The sequence below is a fragment of the Sorangium sp. So ce295 genome (genome assembly GCF_051527405.1).
Classification (GTDB): domain Bacteria; phylum Myxococcota_A; class Polyangia; order Polyangiales; family Polyangiaceae; genus Sorangium; species Sorangium cellulosum_B.
This window is the reverse complement of record NZ_CP150324.1, coordinates 2,042,842-2,064,827: the sequence shown is the minus strand read 5'-3', so window position 1 is coordinate 2,064,827 and position 21,986 is coordinate 2,042,842. Positions and strand designations below refer to the sequence as shown.

Below are 21,986 nucleotides of genomic sequence, written 5' to 3'. Positions count from 1 at the left end.
CGATGATCCCCTCGCGCGCCCTCGTGCTGCTCGCGATCGTGCCCCTCGGGCTCGCGGTGGCGACGCTCGTCGATCGCACGCTGCTCCTGCCCATGCTCGCCGCGGACGCGGGCATCGCGCTCTGGGCCGCGATCGACGCGCTCCTCGCGCGCAGGCCGCTCGTGACGGTGAAGCGCCACGCCCCCGCGGTGCTCTCCATCGGGCGCCTCAACCTGATCACGCTCGAGATCCGCTCGCTCTCGCGCCGCAAGCTGTCGATCGAGGTCGCCGACGATCTCTTCGATCACGCCGAGAGCGACGACCTGCCCGTGAAGCTCGAGCTCCCGCCCAGGGAGCGCGCGACGGCCCGCTACCACGTGCGCCCCACCCGCCGCGGCGCGCACACGATCGGCGATCACCACGTGCGCTACCTCTCGCCGTTCGGCCTCTGGATCCGGCAGGTCACGGTGCCGGCCGAGACGCCGGTCAAGGTGTACCCCGACGTGCAGGCCGTGCGCACCTTCGAGCTCATGGCGCGCCAGGATCGCGATCCGTCGGCGCTGCGCGCCTCGCGCAAGCGCGGCGGCGAGAGCGAGTTCGAGCGCCTGCGCGAGTACCGCCGCGGCGACGAGTTCCGCTCCATCGACTGGAAGGCGACCGCGCGGCAGAAGAAGATCATCAGCCGGGAGTACCAGCTCGAGAGCAACCAGAACCTCCTCTTCCTCCTCGACGCGGGCCGCCTGATGACCGCGCAGACGCAGGGGCTCTCGCTCTTCGATCACGCGCTCAACGCGAGCTTGATGCTCTCGCACGTCGCCGCGCGCGGCGGCGACCGCGTGGGCCTGCTCGCCTTCGCCGACGGCATCAAGAGCTACGCGCCCCCGGTGAGCGGCGCGGGCGCGGCCAAGCACGTGCTCTCCGCGGGCTATGACCTCTACCCCGAGCTCGTCGAGACCAACTACGGCGCGGCGTTCCAGCACGTGGGCCTGCGCGTGCGCAAGCGGAGCCTGATCGTGCTCTTCACGCAGGTCGTCGACGACGTCGCCGCGAGCGAGCTGCTCCGCCTGATGCGCGGGGTGATGCCGCGCCACCTCCCGCTCATGGTGCTGCTGCGGGACGTGGAGATCGACGCGCTGGTCGAGGGCGGCGACGCCGACCCGTACACGCGCGGCGCCGCCGCCGAGCTCTCGAGCTTCCGCGATCGGCTCGTGCGCGACCTCAAGAACCAGGGCGCGCTGGTGCTCGACGTCGCGCCCGGGCAGCTCACCGGGCAGCTCATCAACCGGTATCTCGAGATCAAAGCGCGCCATTTGCTCTGATCTGCGGGGCGGCCCTCGCGCCGATCGCTGCTCCAGCAGCGATCGGCGCTGATCCATTGCTCCTGCACGAGCACACCGGCGCCGGCCCGAGCGACCGATCACGGTTCAGCGCGTCACGCTTCGCGGGGAGATCGCTTTAAGATGAGCGCATGCCCAGCGAGCAACCCGAGCAGTCCCCTCCCCTGCCCCGCGCCGAGCTCCGCGGGGCGAGCCGCGTCCTCGACGCGCTGGAGCGCGCCGGCAACAAGCTGCCTGATCCGGCGGTGCTCTTCGTCCTGCTGGCCGCCGTGGTCGTGGTCCTCTCCGCGGCGCTCGCGACGCTCCAGTTCAGCGAGATCGACCCGCGCACGAAGCAGCCGCTCGTGGTCCACAGCCAGCTCTCGGGCAAGGCCATCACCGAGTTCCTCTCGACCATGGTGCAGACGTTCACGGGCTTCCCGCCGCTCGGCGTGGTGCTCGTGGCCCTGCTCGGGGTCGGCATCGCCGAGCGCTCGGGGTTCATCAACGCCGGCCTGAAGAAGGTCCTCGCCGTCACGCCGAGGGTGCTGCTCACGCCGATGCTGATCCTCGTGGCCATCGCGAGCCACACCGCGGCGGACGCGGGGTACGTGCTCGTCATCCCGCTCGGCGGCGTCATCTTCCAGGCCGCCGGCCGGCACCCGCTCGCGGGCATCGCCGCGGCGTTCGCGGGCGTGTCGGGCGGCTTCAGCGCGAACTTCATCCCGTCGAGCCTCGACCCGCTGCTGCAGGGCCTCACGCAGGCCGGCGCGAGCATCCTCGACCCGAAGCGCACCGTGAACCCGCTCTGCAACTGGTTCTTCTGCAGCGCCTCCTGCCTCGTGATCGTCGCGGTCGGCTGGTACATCACCGACCGCGTGATCGAGCCGCGCGTCGCCCGGACGCCCGTGGACGCCGCGCCCGAGGCGGAGCAGCGCATGACGGCGGCGCTCACGCCCCGCGAGGCGCGCGCGCTCTGGCTGGCCCTCGCGTCGATGGCGGCCGGGGTCGCGCTGCTGGTCGCGGCGAGCGCGCCCGCCTCGTCGCCGCTGCGCGCGCCGAGCGGGCAGCTCACGGTCAGCGGCGCGCCGCTCATGAGCGCGATCGTGCCGCTCATCTTCCTCTTCTTCCTCGTCCCGGGGCTCGTCTACGGCTATGCGGCCGGCGCGTTCACGAGCCACCGCGACGTCATCGACGGCATGAGCAAGACGATGAGCACGATGGCCTATTACCTGGTCATGGCCTTCTTCGCCGCGCAGTTCATCTACCTCTTCAACCGCTCGAACCTCGGCGCGCTCCTCGCGCTGAAGGGCGCCGCGGGGCTGCAAGCACTGGCGCTCCCGAGCGCGGTGACCATCGTGGGCGTGATCCTGCTCACGGCGCTCACCAACATCCTCATCGGATCCGCGTCGGCGAAATGGGCGCTGCTCGCCCCGATCCTCGTGCCGATGCTCATGTCGCTCGGCATCTCGCCGGAGCTCACGCAGGCGGCGTACCGGATCGGGGACTCGACGACGAACATCATCTCGCCGCTGATGGTGTATTTCCCGCTCGTGGTGGTCTTCTGCCAGAAGTACGTGAAGGGCACGGGGATCGGCACGCTGGTTGCGCTGATGGTCCCTTACTCGGTGAGCTTCCTCGTCGCCTGGACGCTGTTCCTGCTCGCGTACTGGCAGCTCGGGCTCCCGCTCGGGCTGGACGCGCCCTATGTCTACCCCTGATGAATCCGGCGCGTTGAAGCGGCGAGGGAGCGCCCTCACGGGCAACCGCCGCCCGGACAGGTGTTGCAGGTGACGGTGATGCCGCCCGAGGAATCGTCGACGCGGCACGCGGGACAGCCCGGGTCGGCACATTCGCAGGTGACAGGGCCAGCTCCGCAGGGATTGGCGATGCACGTCCCGAAGAAGGCGCCGCCCTGGATCACCGAGCAGATCTGGCCGGGCATGCACTCCTGGCTGCCGGTACAGGGAAACGCGGCGCAGGGTCGCGTCTCGAGCGTCCACCCCGATGCCAGGCAGGTCGCGACCGTACGCTGGCCGTCTTCGCAATCGCCATAGAAACACGAGGGGCCGTTTTGCTGCCGGCACTCCGCCTCGGGCACCGGAATGGTCTCCGGGCAAAGCGCGGTCGGAGGCGGTCCGCCGGCGCCGCTGGTGGTCGTGCCGCCGGTCTGCGAGCCACCCGTGCTCGCGCCGCCCGAGCCGCCGCCGCCATCCAAGCTGCCACCGGATCCAGACGTCGCTCCGGCCCCCGCGCCTCCGCTGCCCCCCGATCCGCTTTCGGCGTTGGAGCTCTCTCCGCCACAGCCATGGAGCGCGGCGAGCACCAGCACAAAGCTACCACGAGCATGAATAAATGCGGTTTTTGACATGGGCACAGCGATTAACAAGCCGTGTACCAGGCGGCCAATTGCACGGGAATCCGAGCAGCTCGTGGCCCTCCTGTGCCCGCTGACCCGATCCAGACGCCAGAGGATGCCGACGTCGTGGCACACCCGTGCGCTGCTCGTGTGAGCGAGCGCCGCGCCCACAGGCTCGTCCGGCGCCCATGTGGACACCCGTTCCTATAGAGTGTACACTCGTCCATATGTCGACGCCTCACGATCCCCGGTCCATGCGCGAGCGGATGCTCGCTGGCGACCTCTACATCGCCGACGATCCCGAGATCGCCGAGCAGAGCGCGGCCGCGCTCGATCTCATGGCGGCCTACAACGCGACGTCGCCCCGGCAGCGCCCGCTGCGCCGCCGCTTGCTGGAGCAGCTGCTCGGCGCGATCGGCGAGGGCACCGAGATCCGCCCGCCGTTCTACGTGGACTACGGCTCGCGCATCACCATCGGGGCGCGCTGCTTCGCGAACTTCGGGCTGGTCGCGCTCGACGTCGCGCCGATCACGATCGGCGACGACGTGCAGATGGGCCCGAACGTGCAGCTGCTGACGCCGACCCACCCGGTGGAGCCCGAGCCCCGGCGGCAGAAATGGGAGGCGGCGAAGCCCATCACGATCGGGAACAACGTGTGGCTCGGCGGCGGCGCCATCGTGCTTCCGGGGGTGACGATCGGCGACAACACCGTGGTCGGCGCGGGCTCCGTCGTGACGCGCGACCTGCCGGCCAACGTGATCGCGGTCGGGAACCCCGCCCGCGTGATCCGCGCGCTCGACGTCGCGCACGCCGCGGGCGCCGCGCAGGCGCCGGGCGGGGCGCGAGGGTGACGGAGGCGCGATGAGCGCCGCCAGGGCGAGGCGCGCCGCCCCCGCGCGGCGGGCCCGCCGCCACGACCCAGGGCGCCGGGAGCGGCTCCTGGCGACCGCGCTCGACGTGATCGCCGAGCAGGGCGTCGCCGGCGCGTCCCACCGCTCGATCGCCCGGGCCGCCGACGTGCCGCTCGGCTCGACCACGTACCACTTCGCCTCGATCGACGAGCTGCTCGCCGCGGCGTTCACCCGGCACGCGGACGACATGGCTACCCGCTTCGAGGAGCAGATGCGCGCTGCGTGCGACCGCGGGGCCGCGGTCGAGCTCCTCGTCGAGCACCTCACCACGGCCCTGCTCGGCTCGGAGCGCGACCTGGTGCTCAGCGTCGAGCTCTATGTCGCCGCCGCCCGGAGGCCCGCGCTGCGCGCCGTCACCCAGGCCTGGATGCTGCGGAGCCGGCGCGCGCTGGAGCTCCACTTCGACCCGGTGACCGCGCGGGAGCTCGACGCGCTGATCGAGGGCCTCGTGCTGCACAGCGCCCTGTCGACGGATCCCATGGCGCCCGAGCAGATCCGGCACGCCATCCGCCGCTTCACCCGCTGACCTCCCGCAGGAGATTGCCCGTCAGGGGCGAGCGCGCGCCCGTCACTTCAGCACGACGCGGACGAGCGCGAATTCCGACCCGAACCAGCCGCTCGTCGGCCGCGAGTACGTGATGTACTGCACCCGGCCGCCGTCCTCCTCGTACTCCGCGTGGTGAACCGAGTCGTACGGCGCGCGCTCCTCGGGGGCCGTATAGAGGGTGGCCTCGTCCGACCATGGGCCGGTGAGGTCCGGGGCGGTGCGCGCCACGATCCGGTGCTCGAACGGGGGCGAGTAGACCGCGAGCCACGCCCCGAGGTGCTCACAGTACGAGACGGACATGATGGGCGCGCCGTCGAACAGCTCCGCGGCATCCCCGGCGTCGTCGCTCCAGCCATCGCCGTCGAAGTAGCGGAAGGCGCCCCGGTCGAGGGGCGTCTCGAGCGGCACGCGCGCGAGGCGGCACGGCTTGGACAGGCTGCCGTCGCACGCGAAGGTGTACAGGTCGTCGCCGTGGGCGACCAGCGCGGCACCCCAGCCGGGCTCGCCTTCCCCGAAGAGAAGGTCGGGGTGCTCCGCGCTCGCGTCCACGATCGGCCGCACGGGCGCCTCGTCGAGGCCCTCCCAGATCGCGAACGACTGGCCCACGCCGCGGAAGTTGAAGTCGCCCGGCTCCGCGTAGATGAGGCCATAGGGGATCAAGGCGCGGTCGCGCGCCGCATCGAACACCGGCGCCCCGGGCCACACCGCCCAGCGGGCGCCGCACGGCGCCTCGGCGCAGTCGTCGCCGGCATGAGCGTCGTTGAACGCCTGCTCGTCCGCGGTGGGCGCAATGAAATACCCCGGCGCCCCCGCGCCGTCGGCCGGGGACGAGAAGCCACCGATGCCGTCGGACGCGTCGAGATCGTCCGAGATGTCGAACGAGTTATGGTGCCAGTTGGTCCCGGCCTCGTCAGCCTGCGTGAGGACGGTATCGCCGTAGACCCAGACCGACTTGCCCCACGCGACAGCGCTGTCTCCACCGTCGCGCCCTTCGATCCATGAGCTCTTCTCGATGACGCCGATCTCCTCGGCAGACTCGACGCCTGGACCCGGCTCCCCGCCACACGCCGCGACGACCAGGTGCGCGAGGACGATGGGGACAGAACGGGAGAGCGTGAGGGATCGGCGTGTGGAGCGCATCACGCCATCCTCCCACGACAGCGGGCGGCGCATCGAGCCGATCGACCCGCCTGGCGCTCCGCTCGACATCGTCCTCGACGACCGACTTCGTCCTCTTCGGCTCGCGTCGCTCTGCCGGCGACCGCTTCAGCTCCGGCTGGGATCGCGTTGCCTTCAGCGAGCCCACACGTGCTCGATGGGCAGCTCGACGACGAAGGTCGAACCCGCGCCGAGCGCGCTCTCGACCCGGATCGAGCCGCCGTGGGCCTCGACGATCTGCCTGGCGATGAAGAGGCCGATGCCCACCCCGGCGTAGTCGCGCGACGAGACAGCGCGCTCGAACCGCTCGAAGATCCGCGCCGCGTTCTCCGGAGCGATGCCGATTCCATGATCGCGCACCGCGATCACGGCCGTGTCCCCACGCCGCTGTGCGCTGAGCTCGACGGGAGCGTTCGCGCCGTACTTCAGCGCGTTGGACACGAGGTTCGTCACCACCTGCTCGATCCGCAGCGCATCCCAGCGACCGAGGATCTCGCGCTCGACGCGCAGAAATAGCGAGCAGCCCGCCTGCGCCAGCACCCCCTGGAGGGGCTCGACGGCCTGACGCACCACCTCGACGAGATTGACCCCCTCGGGCTCGAGCTTGAGACGACCCGCCTTGATGCGCGACAGATCGAGCAGCTGCTCGACGAGCCGCGTCAGCCGCGCGACCTGTCGAAGGCTCCCCTCCACCGCCCGGACGGTGCCGTCGTGCCGGAGGGTCGCTGACTCGTCGCCGCCGAGCCTGCGCTCCAGCGCCTGCAGCGTGAGCTGGAGCGCGGCGATGGGCGTTCTGAGCTCGTGGGACGCGATGGAGAGGAACTCGTCTCTCTCCCGGACGGCAGCCTGCGCGGCCTCCTCACGGAGAGCGAGTCGGCCGCGATCTTCTACGGCCCTCCCCCGATCCCGGTCGACGCATTCCAGCGCGGCAGCGCTCTTCCAGATGTGGCGCACGATGAGGACGATGCAGCCGATGACGAGGAGCGACGACTCGAACGCCGAATCGTAGAGGCCGAGCTTCCGCCCCTCCACGATCACCCAGCCGAGGACGAATGGCGCGCCGAACGCGGCGAGAATCAGGCGGCGCGCCATCGCGCCGCCGGCCCCCGCGCTCGTCAACAGCTCGACGCCGCTCAGCTCGGGCCGCGCGCACAGGACGCCGGCAGACAGCACCAGAAAGAGCAGCGCCGTATGCAACGCGACCTCGGTCGTCGCCCCGACGCCATAAAGGTACCCGACCCCGAGCACATATCCGAGCACCACCAGCTGCCCGAACAGCGCGATCAGCACGACCAGCGCCGAAAAAAGCCGGCGCACGCGCCGCGCCTTCGCGTCGAGGAGCCACAGCGCCGAGCCGACGAGGACAAAGCAGATGGCCGTCGTGATAGCCATCCTCCCGAGGTGAGGGGTGCCGACGGCGCCCGGCCCCTCCCGGAAGAGAATTTGATCGATATGGAGCGGCCGGTTCAGCGCGTATTCCAGGAACGTGAGCAACCCGACGACAGCGACCCCGCCGGCGCACGCCCGCGAGAGCCGGCGCGTCCACAGGCGCGATCCCGCGCGGCAGTGGAGCCACAGCGACGCGGCGGCGGCAAGGAACGCCAGCGCCGTGTTCACCTTCATGGTCACGAAGGTCGGATGAACACTCTTGAGAGTCTGAACATCGAGCCACCAGCCCACCAGGACGGCCGCAGCGGTCACGACGGTGATGGCGCACGCGGCTCGTGGGACGATCCCAATCCAGCCGATCAGAGCTGAAGCAGGGCCTTCGCGCGGGCAGCCAGGCCCATCCAGTCCGGGGCTTCGCCCGCCCGCTTTCGACATCATTGATCAGGTAGATTGTCTTCGAACACCGCGATGCGCAACGTGCGCTAGAAGGCACACGCGGCTTTCTCGTCACGCCTCCCAGCACCGCGCTCCACGAGTCTTTTTGGCATCTTCGGGTCTGCGATACGTACAGGGGCAGCCCAGGCAAAACGGCGGGGGCCGTCCGGCCGCGCATGGAACGGCAGAGGTCGCGATCTGCTGTGGCGCGCCGAGCACGCAGAGGGCCGTCGCCATCCTCGGCCGAACTTCTACTCTATCCCCAGCGCCCGCCGGTTCAGGCCATCCGCCGGACCATCCTCGTGTGCGGGATCCCCGCCTCGTCGAAGATCGGCCCCTCCTCGACGAAGCCGAGCTTGCGATAGAACGCCGCTGCAGCGACCTGGGCGTTCAGGACCAGCGCGCGCGCGCCCTCGGCCCCGGCGACGCGGATCGCCTCCTCCATCAGCCGCCGCCCGAGGCCCGCGCCGCGAAGGTCTCTCCTGACGGCGACGCGGCCGACCTTGAGCGCGCCCTCGTACGGCACGATCCGCATCGTCGCGACGACCTCGCCGCCGTCGAGGACGACGAAGTGCCGCGCGACGGGGTCGAGCTCGTCCATCTCGATGTCCTCGGGCACGGACTGCTCGACGATGAAGACCTCGCGCCGGAGGCGGAGCGCGCCGGCGTAGAGCGGCGAGTCGCTGCGGATCCGGAGGACGTCGCCGGCCATGCCCGCTTCGTGCGCCGTCTCGGGCGCTGCGTCCACCCGATTCAGCGCGCCTTTTGGCTGCTCCGCGCAGACGCCCCGGCCTCGGAGGAGCTAGCCTGATCGGACCGTGAAGATCATGACCTTCAACATCCTCTTCGGCGGCGAGGATCGGTTCGAGGCGATCCTCGCGATCGTCGCCGCCGCGCGCCCCGATCTGCTCGTCCTCCAGGAGTGCGTGGGCTGGGAGGACGGCGCCCGGCTCCGGGCCGTCGCCGAGGCGATCGGCGCGCCCGCCGGCGAGCGGCACGCCGTCCTGGGCAACGCCAACCCGCGCCCGAACGGGAGGCGCAACCACGTCGCCGTCGTCAGCCGGGCGCCGCTCGCCGGCGCGCGCGTGCACGCGCCCGAGGCGCTGGCGCACTGCCTCGTCGAGGTCGAGCTCTCGCTGGGCGGCGAGCCGCTCGTGGTGCTCGGCACCCACCTCAACGCCGGAAGCGAGGATCGCCGGCTCACCGAGGCCCACTGGCTGCTCTCTCTCGTGCCGCCCGCCCGGTTCGCCTCGGGCCTCTGGGCGCTCGCGGGCGACCTCAACGCGCTGTCGCGCCGCGACCCCTACCCCGCGGACCTCGGCGCGCGCCTCGCGGCGGCCGGCATCGAGAAGTACGGCAGCCCGCCGCGGTTCGACACGATGGATGCGATCGAGGCGTTCGGCTGGGCCGACGCCCTGCTCCTGAGGCCGCGCTCCTCGCGCTGGTTCACCGCGCTGCGCGGGCGCGACGGCGCGCAGGTGGAGACGCGGACCGACTACGTGCTGCTGTCGCCGCGGCTCGCCGGCCGGCTCGCGCTGGCCGACGTCATCGACGTCGGCGCCGCGTCCGACCACCACGCGGTCGTCGCCGAGCTCTCCTGACACCGCGCGCCGCGTGGACGATCCGTCCACGCCTCTGCAACTGCAACAGCGAGGCACCGTTCGCTCAGCAGTCCTCACGGCGAGCGCGGTGGCGGCAGCGCCCGAGCCATGGACGGAGCGCCGGTGTGACCGGGTCGGACCGGGACGACGCCACTGGAACAGCACACGATGCGATGTCTTCGGCTCGCCATCGGCCGACAACATGATTGAATCGGCGGTATCGCGCGCGACCCGCGCGGGGGGCTCCGTTACGCATCCGTTACGCATCCGTTACGCAAACGCTTCGGTCCGCGCCATGGATTCACCCTACGGCCTGCACGCTGGCAGCATCATCGGCGGCGACTTCGAGGTCGTGCGCACGCTCGGCTCGGGCGGCACGGGCAGCGTCTATCTCTGCCGCCAGCACAGCACCGCGCGCCAGCGCGCCGTGAAGGTCATGCACCCGGTGCGCGCCGTCGACCCCGAGGAGCGCCGCCGCTTCGAGCGAGAGGCGCGAGCTCCTGGGCTCATCGGGTCGCCGCACATCGTCGAGGTGCTGATCGCCGGCGTCGACGGCGTGACGGGCCTGCCTTACCTCGCGATGGAGCTCCTCCAGGGCGAGACCCTCTCGGCCTGCGTCGAGCGGGCAGGCCCGCTCCCGATCGCGGAGGCGCACCGCGTCCTCGGGCAGCTGGGACGCGCGCTCGAGGACGCGCACGGCGCGGGCATCGTTCACCGCGATCTCAAGCCCGAGAACGTCTTTCTGGAGGAAGCCGGCGACGGCGCCGCGCCGCGGGTCAAGCTCCTCGATTTCGGCATCGCCAAGATCATCGCCGACGCGCGCGCCTCGCTGACGGCCGCCGTCGGCACGCCCCTCTGGATGGCCCCCGAGCAAGCGCGCGAGAGCCAGGGGGCGCTCCCCCAGAGCGACGTCTGGGCCTATGGGCTCGTCGCGTTCTTCGCCCTCACGGGCAAGCCCTTCTGGCAGGGCCGAGACCTCCCGGCGCTGCTCCGGGAAATCCTGTTCGCGCCCATCCCCACCGCGAGCCGGCGCGCGGGAGAGCTCGGACTGCCGCCCTTCTTCGCCGGATTCGACGCCTGGTTCTCTCGCTGTGTCGAGCGCGATCCCCTCGCCCGCTTCACCAGCGCATCCGCGATGTGCCCTGTCCTCGATCGCCTCCTCGACGGCGCCACACGCGTGGCGCCGACCGCGCCGGCGTCGACCGCGCCGGCGTCGCGCCGCCGCATTTCGCTCCCGCCGCCGGAGGCGTCGTCCGGCGCCGCGGCGGCGCGTCGCCGCAGCTCGCTCCCTCCGCCCGAGGCCTCCCCGGCCGGCATGGTCACGGCGAGGCCGCCCGCCCCCGTCGCCGCCTGCTTCAACAGCCCGCTCGCGGCCCCGCCGCTCCGGGATCACGACGATCCCGCGCCGCCTGCGAGCTCGCCGCCGCGAAGCGAGGGGGGAAGCAGGGCGACGAGGCCTTTCCTCCACGCGCTGGACGAAGATCACTGCGTCGCCACCTGGAAGGGCCTCCTCTTCCAGATCTGGCGCCGGCACACCACGGCGGCCGCGGTGAGCGAGGTCCGGAGCATCCTGCGCGAGCGCGGCAGCGAGCTGCAGGCGACGCTGGTCATCCTCGAGGAGAACACCGTCCCGGCGGGGCGGGAGGTCCGGAGCTCGCTCGCGGAGCTCTCCAGGGAGCTCGCGGCCCACGGGATGTGCGCCGCGCTCGTGTTCGAGGGCCACGGCTTCAAGGCGTCGCTCGTGCGCAACGTGGCCATCGAGTTCATCCTGCTGAGCCGCTCGCGGCTTCGTTACGAGGTGTTCAGCACCATGGACGACGCCGTCGGCTGGCTGATGCGCAATCGCCCGACGCGGGACTGGCTCAGGGAGCTGCCGGGGGTCACGGAGGCCCTCCGCCGCGAGGTGGCGGCGCACGCGGCGCGGGCGTCGCACATGCCCTAGCGAGGAGGCCGGGCGCGAAGGCCCGGGACGAGCGCGGCAGCTCGCCGGGCGCGCTCCGCCGTGCTGCGCGCGCCGCCTTTCGGCTACGCTCGCCGCGCGACCTCCCGCGGGAGGGGGAAGCAGGAGGAGGAGCGAGCGTGGTGGATCTGCCGATCATGGACCGTGCGCCCGGGGACGACGCGGCGGCGCGACGCGACCGCCTGCTCGCCGCGCTGCTCCGCGGGCCGGACGCCCTCGTGCTGCTCCGCTGCGACCCGGTCCTGGCGTTCCTCGCGGGCAGGTCGGCGCCCCTCCAGATCGCGCTCGTCACGGCGCCGGGGGACCCCACGGCCGACGAGCTCCACGCCCTGCTCGAGCCGCTCGTGAAGGCGGTGAAGCCCGGCGGGCCGCCGACGCACGTCGTGCTGGTGGGCGGCGGCGCTGCCCCGGGCCAGGCCGCGCTCGCCAAGGTCGCGCCGTTCGTGCAGCCCGTGCCGATGGGCTTCCACCACCTCGACGCGGCGGGCGGGCTCGCGCGCGTGAAGGGGCAGGCCCTGCCGGCCCTCGAGCGGGCCCACGAGCGCCTCGCCGAGGCGGGTCCGCTCGAGCATGAAGCGCTCGCGGAGGCGCTCGCCGAGGGGCAGGCGCTGGCGCAGCAGGAGCGCGCGATCGTCGACAGGCTGAGGGGCAGCCGCCGCGTCACGGCGACGCTCATGATCGCGTGCGCCGTGCTGCTCGCCGTGAGCTACGCCTTCGGCTCGGGCACCCACGAGGCGGCGCTGTGGCGCATGGGCGCCAACAGCGGCGAGGCAGTGCGTCAAGGGCACCTCTACCGGCTCCTCGCGTCGGCGTTCCTGCACGCCGACCCGATGCACCTCTTCGTCAACATGCTGGCGCTGTGGTCCTTCGGCCCGATGCTCGAGGCGCTCTTCGGCCCGCGGCGCTTCCTCCTGCTCTACGGCGCCTCGGCGCTCGGCGGGTCGCTCGCGAGCGCGATGCTGGAGGAGCGATGGAGCGTCGGCGCGTCGGGCGCGATCTGGGGCCTCATGACGGCCGGCATCGGCGTCGCGCTCCGGCCGCACGGGCTCCTGCCCCCCGCGATGATCGCGCAGATGCGCAGCCGCGCGTGGCTGCCGCTCGGGCTCAACCTCGTCTACAGCTTTCAGCCCGGCGTCGACCTGCTCGCGCACCTGGGCGGCGGCGTCGTCGGCTTCGCGCTCGTCGTCACCGTCCTCCCCCGCGGCCTCACGCCCGTGGACCGGCGCGAGCGCGCGGCGGACGCCGAGCCGAGGCCGCGCCCCCTCCTCACGGCGGCGGCCGCCCTGACGGCCGCGGCGATGGCGCTGTCCGTGGCGACGGCGTTCGCCGCCGGCCGCCCGTGGGAGCTCCGCGCGCCGCCGGCGCTGGCGCGCACCGCGGTCGCGGACACGGGCGTCGCCCTGGACCTGCCGGAGGCGCTCGCGAGCGCCGCGTCGGTCGAGGAGCTGTCCGGCGTCCGCTTCCACACGTACGGGCAGCTGCCCCGGACGCCCGTCGTGTTCCAGGTCGCGGTCTTCCCGCTCGAGGGCGCGGTGCCGCCCGACCAGCTGGACGCCCTCCTCGAGCAGGAGCGCAAGGTGCTCGACGAGCAACGGCCGGCGAACACCGTCACGAAGGGCCCGGCGGCGCGCATCACGCTGGGCGGGCGGCCGGCGGTGAGGGTCAAGAACGGGCTCAAGAACGGCGTGCAGATGGTGAGCTACGTCGTCGTGCTCGGGGACCGCGAGGTGATGCTCCAGGCCTACTCGACGGCGGATCGGCCGGCGACGTGGGAAGGGATCGAGGACAAGGTGGCGGCGACGATCGTGGCGCAGTAACACCCGGCGGGCGGCGCCCGCGGCCGGCGCCGTGAGCAAACCACCTTGCGGAGAGAGCGATCCCGTGGAGCACATGAATTCTCTGATGCAGCCGATCGGCCACCCCCTCCCCGGCTGGACGCCGCGGCCGCTGCCGCCGCGCGAGATCCTGCTCGGGCGCACGTGCCGACTCGAGCCGATCGACCCCGAGAGGCACGCGGCGGACCTCCATGCGGCCAACCTCGCGGACGCGGAGGGGCGGGGCTGGACCTACCTGCCCTATGGGCCCTTCGCGACCCTCTCGGACTACCGCGCCTGGATGGATGCCACGTGCCTGGGCGACGATCCGCTGTTCCATGCGATCATCGACGCGGCGACCGGACGGGCGGTCGGCGTCGCGGCGTACCTGCGGATCGACCCCAAGAGCGGCGTGATCGAGGTCGGACACCTCAGGTATTCACCGCTCCTTCAGAGGACGCCTGCGGCGACGGAGGCGATGTACCTGATGATGCGGCGGGCGTTCGACGAGCTCGGCTACCGGCGCTACGAGTGGAAGTGCGACGCGCTCAACGCGCCCTCGCGGGCGGCGGCGGCGAGGCTCGGGTTCCGCTTCGAAGGCGTGTTCCGGCAGGCCGCGGTGGTCAAGGGGCGCACCCGCGACACGGCGTGGCACGCGATCATCGACAAGGAGTGGCCGGCGGCGAAGGCGGCGTTCGAGCGCTGGCTCGACCCGTCGAACTTCGACGGAGCGGGCCGCCAGCGGCAGAGCCTCTCCGCGCTGATGGGCGAGGAGGAGCGGCGGTAAGCGGGGGTGACCGGGCGACGGCGAGGCGGCGCCGCGTCGCCCGGTGGTGGGGTACCGAAGGTGGAGTCTTTTGAACCGCGAGGACGCCACAAGACGCCATGAGGCGCCATAAGACGCCAAGATTATTATTTTTCTTGGCGTCTTGTGGCGTCTTGGCGGCTCCATCATTCCGGCTGGATGGGGGAATTCCCCATCACCTGCATTTCATCCCCACACCACGCGGTCGAAGTCCGGATCGATCCCTGGTCGGATCGCGTCGGCCCAGGCGCGACGTTCGTCGATCTCGTACTCGAGCGACTCATCGGCGAAGGCCTCCTGGATCTCCTCCCATCCATGACCCGGGCCCTCCGTCGTCCGCAGAACGTGGGTCTGCGTCCAGTACCTCACCGCCGCGCGCGCCTCGCCCGACCCGATCCACGAGAGCGCGGCCCGCACGGAGGCCGATTCCTCGAACGTGGCCGCGTCGTCCAGCGCGAGCAGGAGCTCTCGAAGGCACCACGCCTGACCGAGCGCCGCGAGCGCCGCGGCGACGTCCGTCCGGACCGCGGGCGTGCTCGATCGCAGCCCCCGGCGGAGCGCGGCGAGCGCGTGCGGAGGTGCGTGCTCGAGGAGCAGCAGGGCAAGCTCGCCGAGGAACGGGTTGCCCAGGTAGCCGGCGACGACCTCGACGCGCGCGAACGCCAGCACCGCCTCGACCGCGCGCTCGCGCTCGATCCCGCGGCGCAGCAGGTACCGGGCCGCGGCGTGCACGGCGTAGGGATGATGCAGCGCCGGATCCGCGCGGGTGAGCAGCCTGGCTACCGCCGGGCAAACGGGGTAGTCCGGGTGTACGTCGAGCCGCTCGATCGCGCGCCCAGAGGTCGTGTTCACCGACGCGTCGATAAGCCCCGAGCACACATCGACGAACTCCGCCGGATCGAGCGCTGCCTCGAGGGGCTCGATGAACGCGCGCGCCGTCGCCTCGCTCGCGATCCCCGCGAGCAAGTACCGCTTGTAGGCGTCGCGCTGCGCGGCGGCTCGCGCCTGGGTGGCCGCCGAGGGCCGCTCGACGGCGAGCATCTCGTGATCGCCGAGGTGCTCCGCCCAGCGAGCGCGGAGGGACGCGTCGGAGAAGTCGATCGCGGCGAACGCCCCGGCGTTCTCCTCGATCTCAGGGACGACGCGGAAGACGTGCCGATGCTCGTTGCGGACGAGCAGACCCTCCCGGGTGAGCTCGCCGATCGCGGCGGCCATGGCGTCAGCGGTCGGAAGGAATGCGAGCAGGCGCCGCTCGGGGAGCGCGGGGTCAGGGAGGCTCAGCATGCGCTGCGTGAAGAACCAAGGATCGATCGTGAGGCCGTCATCGCCGTGATCGTCGACGTCGATCGTCTCGCCGTCGGGTGCGGTCAAGCAGAGGCCGATGCCGTGAAAGTAGAACTTCCAGCCCGGCATGCCCGGTACGTCGCCACGGCGGGAGGCATGAGAGAGGCGCTCACGCTGGACACGTACCAGCCAGCGCTGCCGATCGACCTGCCGCGCGAGCGCCACGAGGAGCCACGCGTGCCACGGGTCAGGAGGCGGAGCCGCGGTGACCGGGCCCGCGCCCAGGGCGGCGCGAGCTGCGACGAGGACGGGATGCACAGGCGTCGTCGTGACGCGGCTGGGCTTGCGCGGCAAGGCTCATTCAGCGGGCGACACATCACCTCCTTTCAACGCTCGCGCGCATCGCTCAGCCAAAGCATGGTTTTCTTGAGCCGCTTGACGCACCTCGACACTGTCCAACCCCGGCTCGATCAGCTGGTTGATCCGCCTGACGATTTCGAGGTTCCCGGCTGAAAAATCGGCCGTTCCGACGCCGAGTTTTCCCGCCGCGTGAAGCTCGACGAGCTGCTCGTATGCGCCCTCGAACGAAGCGAGATCATCAAGAATCTTCTGTCGATTCCCGACCGCATGAGCCCACGCGGCGACGACATCGAGCACGTGGGCACCGTTGTAGAAATCGACCAAGAGCCTCTCAATGTCCATCACGCCTCTCCTCATCCAATTTCCCACTCCCCCCTTACGCCGGACCTCAGATGCCACCGCGGAGGTATCCGCCTCGCACTGGCGAGCAACCACGGGAGGGCTCGGCGCTCCACTCGGCTCTCCCCGGCGAGCTCGGCCCCTCCCCGACCGCCGCGCCGGCGCCCCTCCCGCCCGCGACGCACGCCGCCTGGCCGGAGGCGCCGCGCGGCCCTACCTTGACCGCCATGAAGAAGCTCCGTGTCGATGTCTGGTCCGACATCGCGTGCCCGTGGTGCTACGTCGGCAAGCGCCGGCTCGAGGCCGCGCTCGCCAGGTTCCCTCACCGGGATGCGGTCGAGGTCGTCTGGCGCGCCTTCGAGCTCGACCCCTCGGCGAAGCGCGTGCTCGGCACCGAGGTCTCCTACGCCGGGCGCCTCGCGAAGAAGTACGGCGTGCCCGTCGCCAAGGCCGAGGCGATGATCCGGCAGATGACCGAGGTGGGCGCGGCGGACGGCCTCGATCTCCGCTTCGACAAGGTCCGGGCCGGCAACACCTTCGACGCGCACCGCGTGCTCCACCTCGCGGCCGAGCGCGGCGTGCAGGACGCGGTGAAGGAGCGGCTGCTCCGCGGCTACATGACCGAGGGCGAGGCCATCGGCGAGCCGGAGGTGCTCGCGCGCCTCGCCGGCGAGGCGGGGCTCGACCCGGAGGAGGTCCGCGCGGCGCTCGCGAGCGACGCCCACGCCAGCGAGGTGCGGGCCGACGAGGCCGAGGCGCGCGCGATCGGCGTCACGGGCGTCCCCTTCTTCGCGTTCGGCGGGCGGTACGGCGTCTCCGGCGCGCAGCCGGCCGAGGCCCTCCTCGGCGTGCTCCAGAAGACGTGGGACGAGGCGGCGGGCGCGCCCGAGCAGGCGCTCCCCGAAGGGGCGGCCTGCGGCCCGGACGGGTGCGCCTGAGCCGCCGGGCGTGATAGAGCTCCGCGGCGGATGTCGATCCAATGGTATCCAGGCCACATGACCAAGGCTCGGCGCACGATCGCCGAGTCGATGCCGTCGCAGGACGTCGTCATCGAGGTGCTCGACGCCCGGATGCCGCTGGCCAGCGAGAACCCCGTCCTGGCCGAGCTGCGCGGCCAGAAGCCGTGCATCAAGGTCCTGAACAAGAGCGATCTGGCGGACCCGGCCGTCACCACGGCGTGGCTCCGCTACTTCGAGGCGGAGAACGCCGCGCCGCCTGACGAGGCCGAGCGCGGCGCCTCGCCGGGGGGCCAGGTGCTCGCGATCGCGATCTCGGCGAGCCAGTCGTCCGAGGCGCGGCGCCGGATCCCGGAGCTCTGCAAGCGCCTCGCGCCCCCCAAGAACGGCCCCGGCAAGGTGGTGCGGGCCATGATCGTGGGGATCCCCAACGTCGGCAAATCGACGCTCATCAACGCGCTCATGGAGCGCAAGGTGGCCAAGGTCGGCGACGAGCCCGCGGTCACGAAGAGCCAGCAGCTCGTCACCTTGAAGACCGGCATGGCCATCTCCGACAACCCGGGGATCCTCTGGCCCAAGATCGACGACGAGGCGGCCTCGTTCCGCCTGGCCGTGGGCGGGGCGATCCCCGACACGGCCATCGATTACCAGAGCGTCGCCCTGTTCGCGGCGGGGTACTTCCTGCGGCGCTACCCCGAGCTCCTCGTCGCCCGCTACAAGCTGAAGGAGCTGCCGGAGACGGCCGCCGCGCTGATCGAGGAGATCGGCCGCCGCCGCGGCTGCCTGCGCAGCGGCGGGTCGGTGGACCTGCACAAGGCGTCGGACATCCTGGTCCACGACTTCCGCGCCGGCCGGCTCGGGCGCATCAGCCTGGAAGAGCCGCCGGGGCTGGAGTCGCCGTCGGGGATCGAAGAGAGCGCGTGAGCCGAAGCGCGGCGCCGGCGGCCAGACCAGCCGATCGACGCGGGCGCCCAGGATCTTCGACCCGAAGGCCGCCGACGCCCGCTACCATGCCCACCGCGACGGCTGCCGTGCGGCGCCGCCCGTGACGTTCGCCACGCTCCCCACGCTCCACCCCCATTCACCCGACGAGGACCTCACTCCATGGCCGGAAGCAGCCTGCTCGCCCTGATCGACGACATCGCCACCGTGCTGGACGACGTTGCCGTGCTGACGAAGGTGGCCGCCAAGAAGACCGCCGGCGTGCTGGGCGACGATCTGGCGCTGAACGCGCAGCAGGTGACGGGCGTCAACGCCGACCGCGAGCTGCCGGTCGTGCTGGCCGTGGCGAAGGGCTCGATGCTCAACAAGGCCATCCTGGTGCCGGCGGCGCTGGCGATCAGCGCCTTCGCGCCCTGGGCCGTCACGCCCCTGCTGATGGTCGGCGGCGCCTTCCTCTGTTACGAGGGCTTCGAGAAGGTCGCCCACAAGGTGCTGCACAGCAAGCACGAGGACGAGGCGCACCACGCCGAGCTCGTGCAGGCGCTCTCCGATCCGAAGATCGACCTCGTCGAGTTCGAGAGGGACAAGATCAAGGGCGCGGTGCGCACCGACTTCATCCTGTCGGCCGAGATCATCGCGATCACGCTGGGCACCGTGGCGGCGTCGCCGTTCGGCACGCAGGTCGCCGTGCTGACCGGCATCGCCCTGCTCATGACCGTGGGCGTCTACGGCCTGGTCGCCGGCATCGTGAAGCTCGACGACGCCGGCCTCTACCTGAGCCGCCAGAGCGGCGGTCTCCAGCAGTCGCTCGGCAGCGGCATCCTGAAGGCGGCGCCGTGGCTGATGAAGGGCCTGTCGGTCGCCGGCACGGCGGCGATGTTCCTCGTCGGCGGCGGCATCCTGACGCACGGCGTGCCGTGGCTGCACCACCACATCGAGGACATGACCCAGGGCGCCGGCGCCGTGCTCGGCGCCGTGGTGCCGTCGCTCGCCAACATGATCGTCGGCGTCGCGGCCGGCGCGGTCGTGCTGGGCGTCGTGACCGCGGTGAAGCAGGCGATGAACCGCGAGAAGGACGGCCACTGACCTGGAGCGCGGGCTCGCGCCGCCTGGAGCGCGGGCTCGCGCCGCCTGGAGCGCGGGCTCGCGCCGCGCCGATCAGCCCTGTCCGGAGCGCGCTGGCCTCACCAGCGTCGCGACCAGCCGGTCGAGCGCCGCGGCCGGGTCGGCGCCGAGGCCGGCGTGGACACGCGAGGGCTGGACGACGGTGCTCGCCGGGGACACCACCCAGCCGAAGCGCTCGGCCTGGGGGAGCTCGGCGACGTACCCGCACGCCCGATCGGCGGCGCAGACGCGGCGGATGAAGTCGAGGTGACCGCGGACCGCCTCCAGGTCGAGGTCGGGCCAGAGGGCGAGCAGGCGCCGCTCGTCGGGCTCGAAGCGCGCCTCGAGGAACCCCCGGGCGCGGCAGAAGAGGACCACCCCGACGTTGACGCGCTCGCCGCGCTCCACGCGCGGGACCACGCGCAGCACGGCGTAATCGAACGGGTCGGCGGCGTCGACGTCGCGCGCGCCCGGAGGGCTACCGCCGGGCACGGGCTGCATCGAGCGCCTCCTCGACGAAGCCCCGCGGCGACGCGAGGCGGTGGGTCAGGTAGGCGGCGTACGCCGCGCGCCGCGCCGCGACCGGCGCGGCGTCGGGCTGCGGGGCATCGACCGCGTCGGGCGAGAACGCGGACCGCCGCTCGCCCGAGGGCCGGGCGCGGGGGTCCTGGTCGGCCAGCCACGCGTCCGGGATCGCGGCGACGATCCCCGCGATGCGCTCGGGCGTGAGCCGGGCGCTCAGCGCGGCGTCGGCCGCGGCGAGATCGCCCGCGAACGGGAGCAGGACGTGGCTCCTGACGAGCGGGAAGCGGTCGTCCGCGTCGGCGCGCGGGTCGGTCGCGTCGGTCCAGGCGTGGTGGACATAGAGCGCCGCGCCGTGGTCGATCAGCCAGAGGCGGCGGTGCCACAGGAGCAGGTTGGGGTTCTTGGGCGTCCGATCCACGTTGCTCATGAAGGCGTCGAACCAGACGACGGCGGCCGCAAGCCCCGGGTCGATCGCCGGGCCGGCGAGCGGCTGGAAGGCGAGCGATCCGGGCAGGTAGTCGAGGGCGAGGTTCAAGCCGGCGCTCGCCGAGAGCAGGTCGGACAGCTCCGGATCCGGCTCGGCCCGCCCGAAGGCGGGGTCGAGATCCATGAAGACGATCTCCGGCACCGGGAGCCCGAGCGCGCGCCCGATCTCCCCGGCGACGAGCTCCGCGATGAGCGCCTTCGGCCCCTGGCCGGCGCCGCGGAGCTTCAGGACATAGAGCCCGTCGTCATCGGCCTCGACGAGGGCCGGCAGCGACCCGCCCTCGCGGAGCGGGGTGACGTAGCGGGTCGTGTGGACAGTTCGGAGCATGCTTCAGCAGCGTGGCGGGTGGCGGGGGAACTCCCGCGCCCCGCCGGAAGGATGGGGCCACAAAGACGCCATGAGACGCCATGATTTTTATGTTTTTCTCGGCGTCTTTGGCGTGATTGGCGATTCAAAAGCGCCACCTTCGGCCAAAGTACGCCGGCGCGCCGCGGTTACGTGAGACGGGGAAGCTGGGTCGGGCTGGAGCGCGCAGGGGAGCGCGCCCTCGATGGTCGATGAGGCGGCCCGGGCGCTCGCTCCACGCAGCAGCGCGAGAGCGAACGCCGCAGGCGCTCGTGGATCACTCGAGGTGATCCAGCCTCGAGCCTTGCACGGGCAGGTAATCGCCGAGCAGGAAGTTCTGCAGCCCGTCCGTGAACTCGAACGGACCGACCACATGAATCACCTCGCCGCTCGCGCCGCCGGCGCCGCCCTCGCCGCTCGTGCCGCCGGCGCCGCCCTCACCGGTGGCGCCCGCCGAGCCGCCCTCGCCGCTCGTGCCGCCAGCGCCGCCCTCACCGGTGGCGCCCGCCGAGCCGCCCTCGCCGCTCGTGCCGCCAGCGCCGCCCGAGCCGCCCTCGCCGCTCGTGCCACCAGCACCGCCGGCGCCACCCGCGCCGCCGGCACCGCCCGCGCCGCCGGCACCGCCCGAACCGCTCGAGCTGGCAGACCTCGTGACGGTGATGGAGTCGACATAGACGATGGTCGGGTTGGCCCAGGGCCCCTCGGCACCTGCGTCGACCTTGATGCCGATGCGCTTTACCGCGGTACTCGCGAATTTCCCGCCAGCAGCGGCATTGGCCGCATCAGCGGCATCGACGTCGATGGTGAGGTCGGTCCACTCTTTCAGGTCGCCGAAGCTCGTCCACGCCCAGGGGACGCCCGCCCAGCTCTCTTCATCTTCGTTCCGTGCAGGTCCGTTCTGTACGTACGTCTGCACGCCACCGCCGGTGGCGGCATGAGCCTTCACACGGAACGTGACGGTAGCGCCGGTCAGGTCGACCAGCTGAGCGAAGTCGAACTGGAACAGCGTCCCCGTGGAAGCCGTGGTGAGCGGCACAGCCAGCCGGGCGCAACCCGAGCAGCTCTCCTCCGGACCGGGACCGATGTAGGGGGCGCTGCCGCCTTCGCCGCCTTCGCCGCCTTCGCCGCCCGCGCCACCGTCGCTGCCGCCCGCGCCGCCTTCGCCGCCCGCGCCACCGTCGCTGCCGCCCGCGCCGCCTTCGCCGCCTTCGCCGCCGCCCGAGCTGGTCGAGCTGCTGCTGGAGCTCGACGTCGTGCTGGAGCTGGTCCCACCGCCCGCACCGCCCGCACCACCGCTGCCGGTGGTGTCGTCATCACCGCAACCCGTCATGGCGAATGCGCCGACCAGCATCCCGCACATTGCCAAAGAA

General features: G+C 72.0%; 20 protein-coding genes. 11 read left to right on the top strand and 9 right to left on the bottom strand.

The features are described from left to right. Positions 1-2 precede the first annotated feature (2 nt). A complete protein-coding gene (locus WMF11_RS07885) occupies positions 3-1,298 on the top strand; it encodes a DUF58 domain-containing protein (RefSeq protein WP_437977009.1) in 1,296 nt (431 codons plus the stop codon). 149 nt (positions 1,299-1,447) lie between these two features. Continuing rightward, positions 1,448-3,016, top strand: a complete 1,569-nt coding sequence (locus tag WMF11_RS07880; protein WP_437977008.1) for an AbgT family transporter — start codon at positions 1,448-1,450, stop codon at positions 3,014-3,016. A 35-nt stretch (positions 3,017-3,051) separates the two neighbouring features. Here the strand turns inward: WMF11_RS07880 and WMF11_RS07875 are convergent, their stop codons facing one another. Continuing rightward, a complete protein-coding gene (locus WMF11_RS07875; RefSeq protein WP_437977007.1) occupies positions 3,052-3,240 on the bottom strand; it encodes a hypothetical protein in 189 nt (62 codons plus the stop codon). Between the two features lie 641 nt (positions 3,241-3,881). Here WMF11_RS07875 and WMF11_RS07870 point away from each other — a divergent pair. After that, positions 3,882-4,505, top strand: coding sequence for a sugar O-acetyltransferase (locus tag WMF11_RS07870; RefSeq protein WP_437977006.1), 624 nt, complete (start codon positions 3,882-3,884; stop codon positions 4,503-4,505). Positions 4,506-4,515: 10 nt separating this feature from the next. Continuing rightward, positions 4,516-5,091: a TetR/AcrR family transcriptional regulator gene (locus tag WMF11_RS07865; RefSeq protein WP_437744853.1), complete on the top strand. Its 576-nt coding sequence runs from the start codon at positions 4,516-4,518 to the stop codon at positions 5,089-5,091. Positions 5,092-5,133: 42 nt separating this feature from the next. Here WMF11_RS07865 and WMF11_RS07860 read toward each other — a convergent pair whose 3' ends face one another. The 3 genes from WMF11_RS07860 to WMF11_RS07850 all read right to left on the bottom strand — a co-directional run bounded on the left by WMF11_RS07860 (position 5,134) and on the right by WMF11_RS07850 (position 8,842). Then, positions 5,134-6,252 (bottom strand): DUF4185 domain-containing protein, encoded by a 1,119-nt coding sequence (locus tag WMF11_RS07860; protein WP_437977005.1) that lies wholly within the window; start codon positions 6,250-6,252, stop codon positions 5,134-5,136. 153 nt (positions 6,253-6,405) lie between these two features. Then, the gene (locus WMF11_RS07855; protein ID WP_437977004.1) at positions 6,406-7,893 is read right to left on the bottom strand and encodes a sensor histidine kinase; all 1,488 of its coding nucleotides are present in this window, start codon (positions 7,891-7,893) and stop codon (positions 6,406-6,408) included. Between the two features lie 478 nt (positions 7,894-8,371). Beyond that, positions 8,372-8,842, bottom strand: coding sequence for a GNAT family N-acetyltransferase (locus WMF11_RS07850; RefSeq protein ID WP_437977003.1), 471 nt, complete (start codon positions 8,840-8,842; stop codon positions 8,372-8,374). 79 nt (positions 8,843-8,921) lie between these two features. Here WMF11_RS07850 and WMF11_RS07845 point away from each other — a divergent pair, with 79 nt between their 5' ends. The 4 genes from WMF11_RS07845 to WMF11_RS07830 all read left to right on the top strand — a co-directional run bounded on the left by WMF11_RS07845 (position 8,922) and on the right by WMF11_RS07830 (position 14,256). Beyond that, positions 8,922-9,695: an endonuclease/exonuclease/phosphatase family protein gene (locus WMF11_RS07845; RefSeq protein WP_437979290.1), complete on the top strand. Its 774-nt coding sequence runs from the start codon at positions 8,922-8,924 to the stop codon at positions 9,693-9,695. A gap of 295 nt (positions 9,696-9,990) precedes the next feature. Then, positions 9,991-11,637: a serine/threonine-protein kinase gene (locus WMF11_RS07840; protein ID WP_437977002.1), complete on the top strand. Its 1,647-nt coding sequence runs from the start codon at positions 9,991-9,993 to the stop codon at positions 11,635-11,637. 137 nt (positions 11,638-11,774) lie between these two features. Then, positions 11,775-13,472, top strand: coding sequence for a rhomboid family intramembrane serine protease (locus WMF11_RS07835; protein ID WP_437977001.1), 1,698 nt, complete (start codon positions 11,775-11,777; stop codon positions 13,470-13,472). Between the two features lie 73 nt (positions 13,473-13,545). Then, on the top strand, positions 13,546-14,256 hold the full coding sequence (locus WMF11_RS07830) for a GNAT family N-acetyltransferase (protein WP_437977000.1): 711 nt from the start codon (positions 13,546-13,548) through the stop codon (positions 14,254-14,256). A 204-nt stretch (positions 14,257-14,460) separates the two neighbouring features. Here WMF11_RS07830 and WMF11_RS07825 read toward each other — a convergent pair whose 3' ends face one another. Continuing rightward, complete coding sequence (locus WMF11_RS07825) at positions 14,461-15,783, bottom strand: DUF6896 domain-containing protein (protein ID WP_437979289.1); 1,323 nt, start codon at positions 15,781-15,783, stop codon at positions 14,461-14,463. 132 nt (positions 15,784-15,915) lie between these two features. Continuing rightward, the gene (locus WMF11_RS07820; RefSeq protein ID WP_437907801.1) at positions 15,916-16,260 is read right to left on the bottom strand and encodes a hypothetical protein; all 345 of its coding nucleotides are present in this window, start codon (positions 16,258-16,260) and stop codon (positions 15,916-15,918) included. 224 nt (positions 16,261-16,484) lie between these two features. On the opposite strand from WMF11_RS07820, the gene WMF11_RS07815 reads away from it, so the two are divergent. The 3 genes from WMF11_RS07815 to WMF11_RS07805 all read left to right on the top strand — a co-directional run bounded on the left by WMF11_RS07815 (position 16,485) and on the right by WMF11_RS07805 (position 19,241). Next, positions 16,485-17,195 (top strand): DsbA family oxidoreductase, encoded by a 711-nt coding sequence (locus tag WMF11_RS07815; protein ID WP_437976999.1) that lies wholly within the window; start codon positions 16,485-16,487, stop codon positions 17,193-17,195. Positions 17,196-17,225: 30 nt separating this feature from the next. Continuing rightward, a complete protein-coding gene (gene ylqF, locus WMF11_RS07810) occupies positions 17,226-18,137 on the top strand; it encodes a ribosome biogenesis GTPase YlqF (protein WP_437976998.1) in 912 nt (303 codons plus the stop codon). A 180-nt stretch (positions 18,138-18,317) separates the two neighbouring features. Next, the gene (locus WMF11_RS07805; RefSeq protein WP_437907797.1) at positions 18,318-19,241 is read left to right on the top strand and encodes a DUF808 domain-containing protein; all 924 of its coding nucleotides are present in this window, start codon (positions 18,318-18,320) and stop codon (positions 19,239-19,241) included. Positions 19,242-19,313: 72 nt separating this feature from the next. On the opposite strand, the gene WMF11_RS07800 is transcribed toward WMF11_RS07805, so the two are convergent. The 3 genes from WMF11_RS07800 to WMF11_RS07790 all read right to left on the bottom strand — a co-directional run bounded on the left by WMF11_RS07800 (position 19,314) and on the right by WMF11_RS07790 (position 21,967). Beyond that, positions 19,314-19,760, bottom strand: coding sequence for a DUF3037 domain-containing protein (locus tag WMF11_RS07800; protein ID WP_437976997.1), 447 nt, complete (start codon positions 19,758-19,760; stop codon positions 19,314-19,316). Further along, on the bottom strand, positions 19,738-20,598 hold the full coding sequence (locus WMF11_RS07795) for a HipA family kinase (RefSeq protein WP_437976996.1): 861 nt from the start codon (positions 20,596-20,598) through the stop codon (positions 19,738-19,740). Before WMF11_RS07795 ends, WMF11_RS07800 begins: the two co-directional genes overlap by 23 nt. Positions 20,599-20,893: 295 nt before the next feature. Further along, positions 20,894-21,967 carry a hypothetical protein gene (locus WMF11_RS07790; protein WP_437976995.1) on the bottom strand — a complete coding sequence of 358 codons (1,074 nt, stop codon included), beginning with the start codon at positions 21,965-21,967 and terminating at the stop codon, positions 20,894-20,896. Positions 21,968-21,986: the final 19 nt, after the last annotated feature.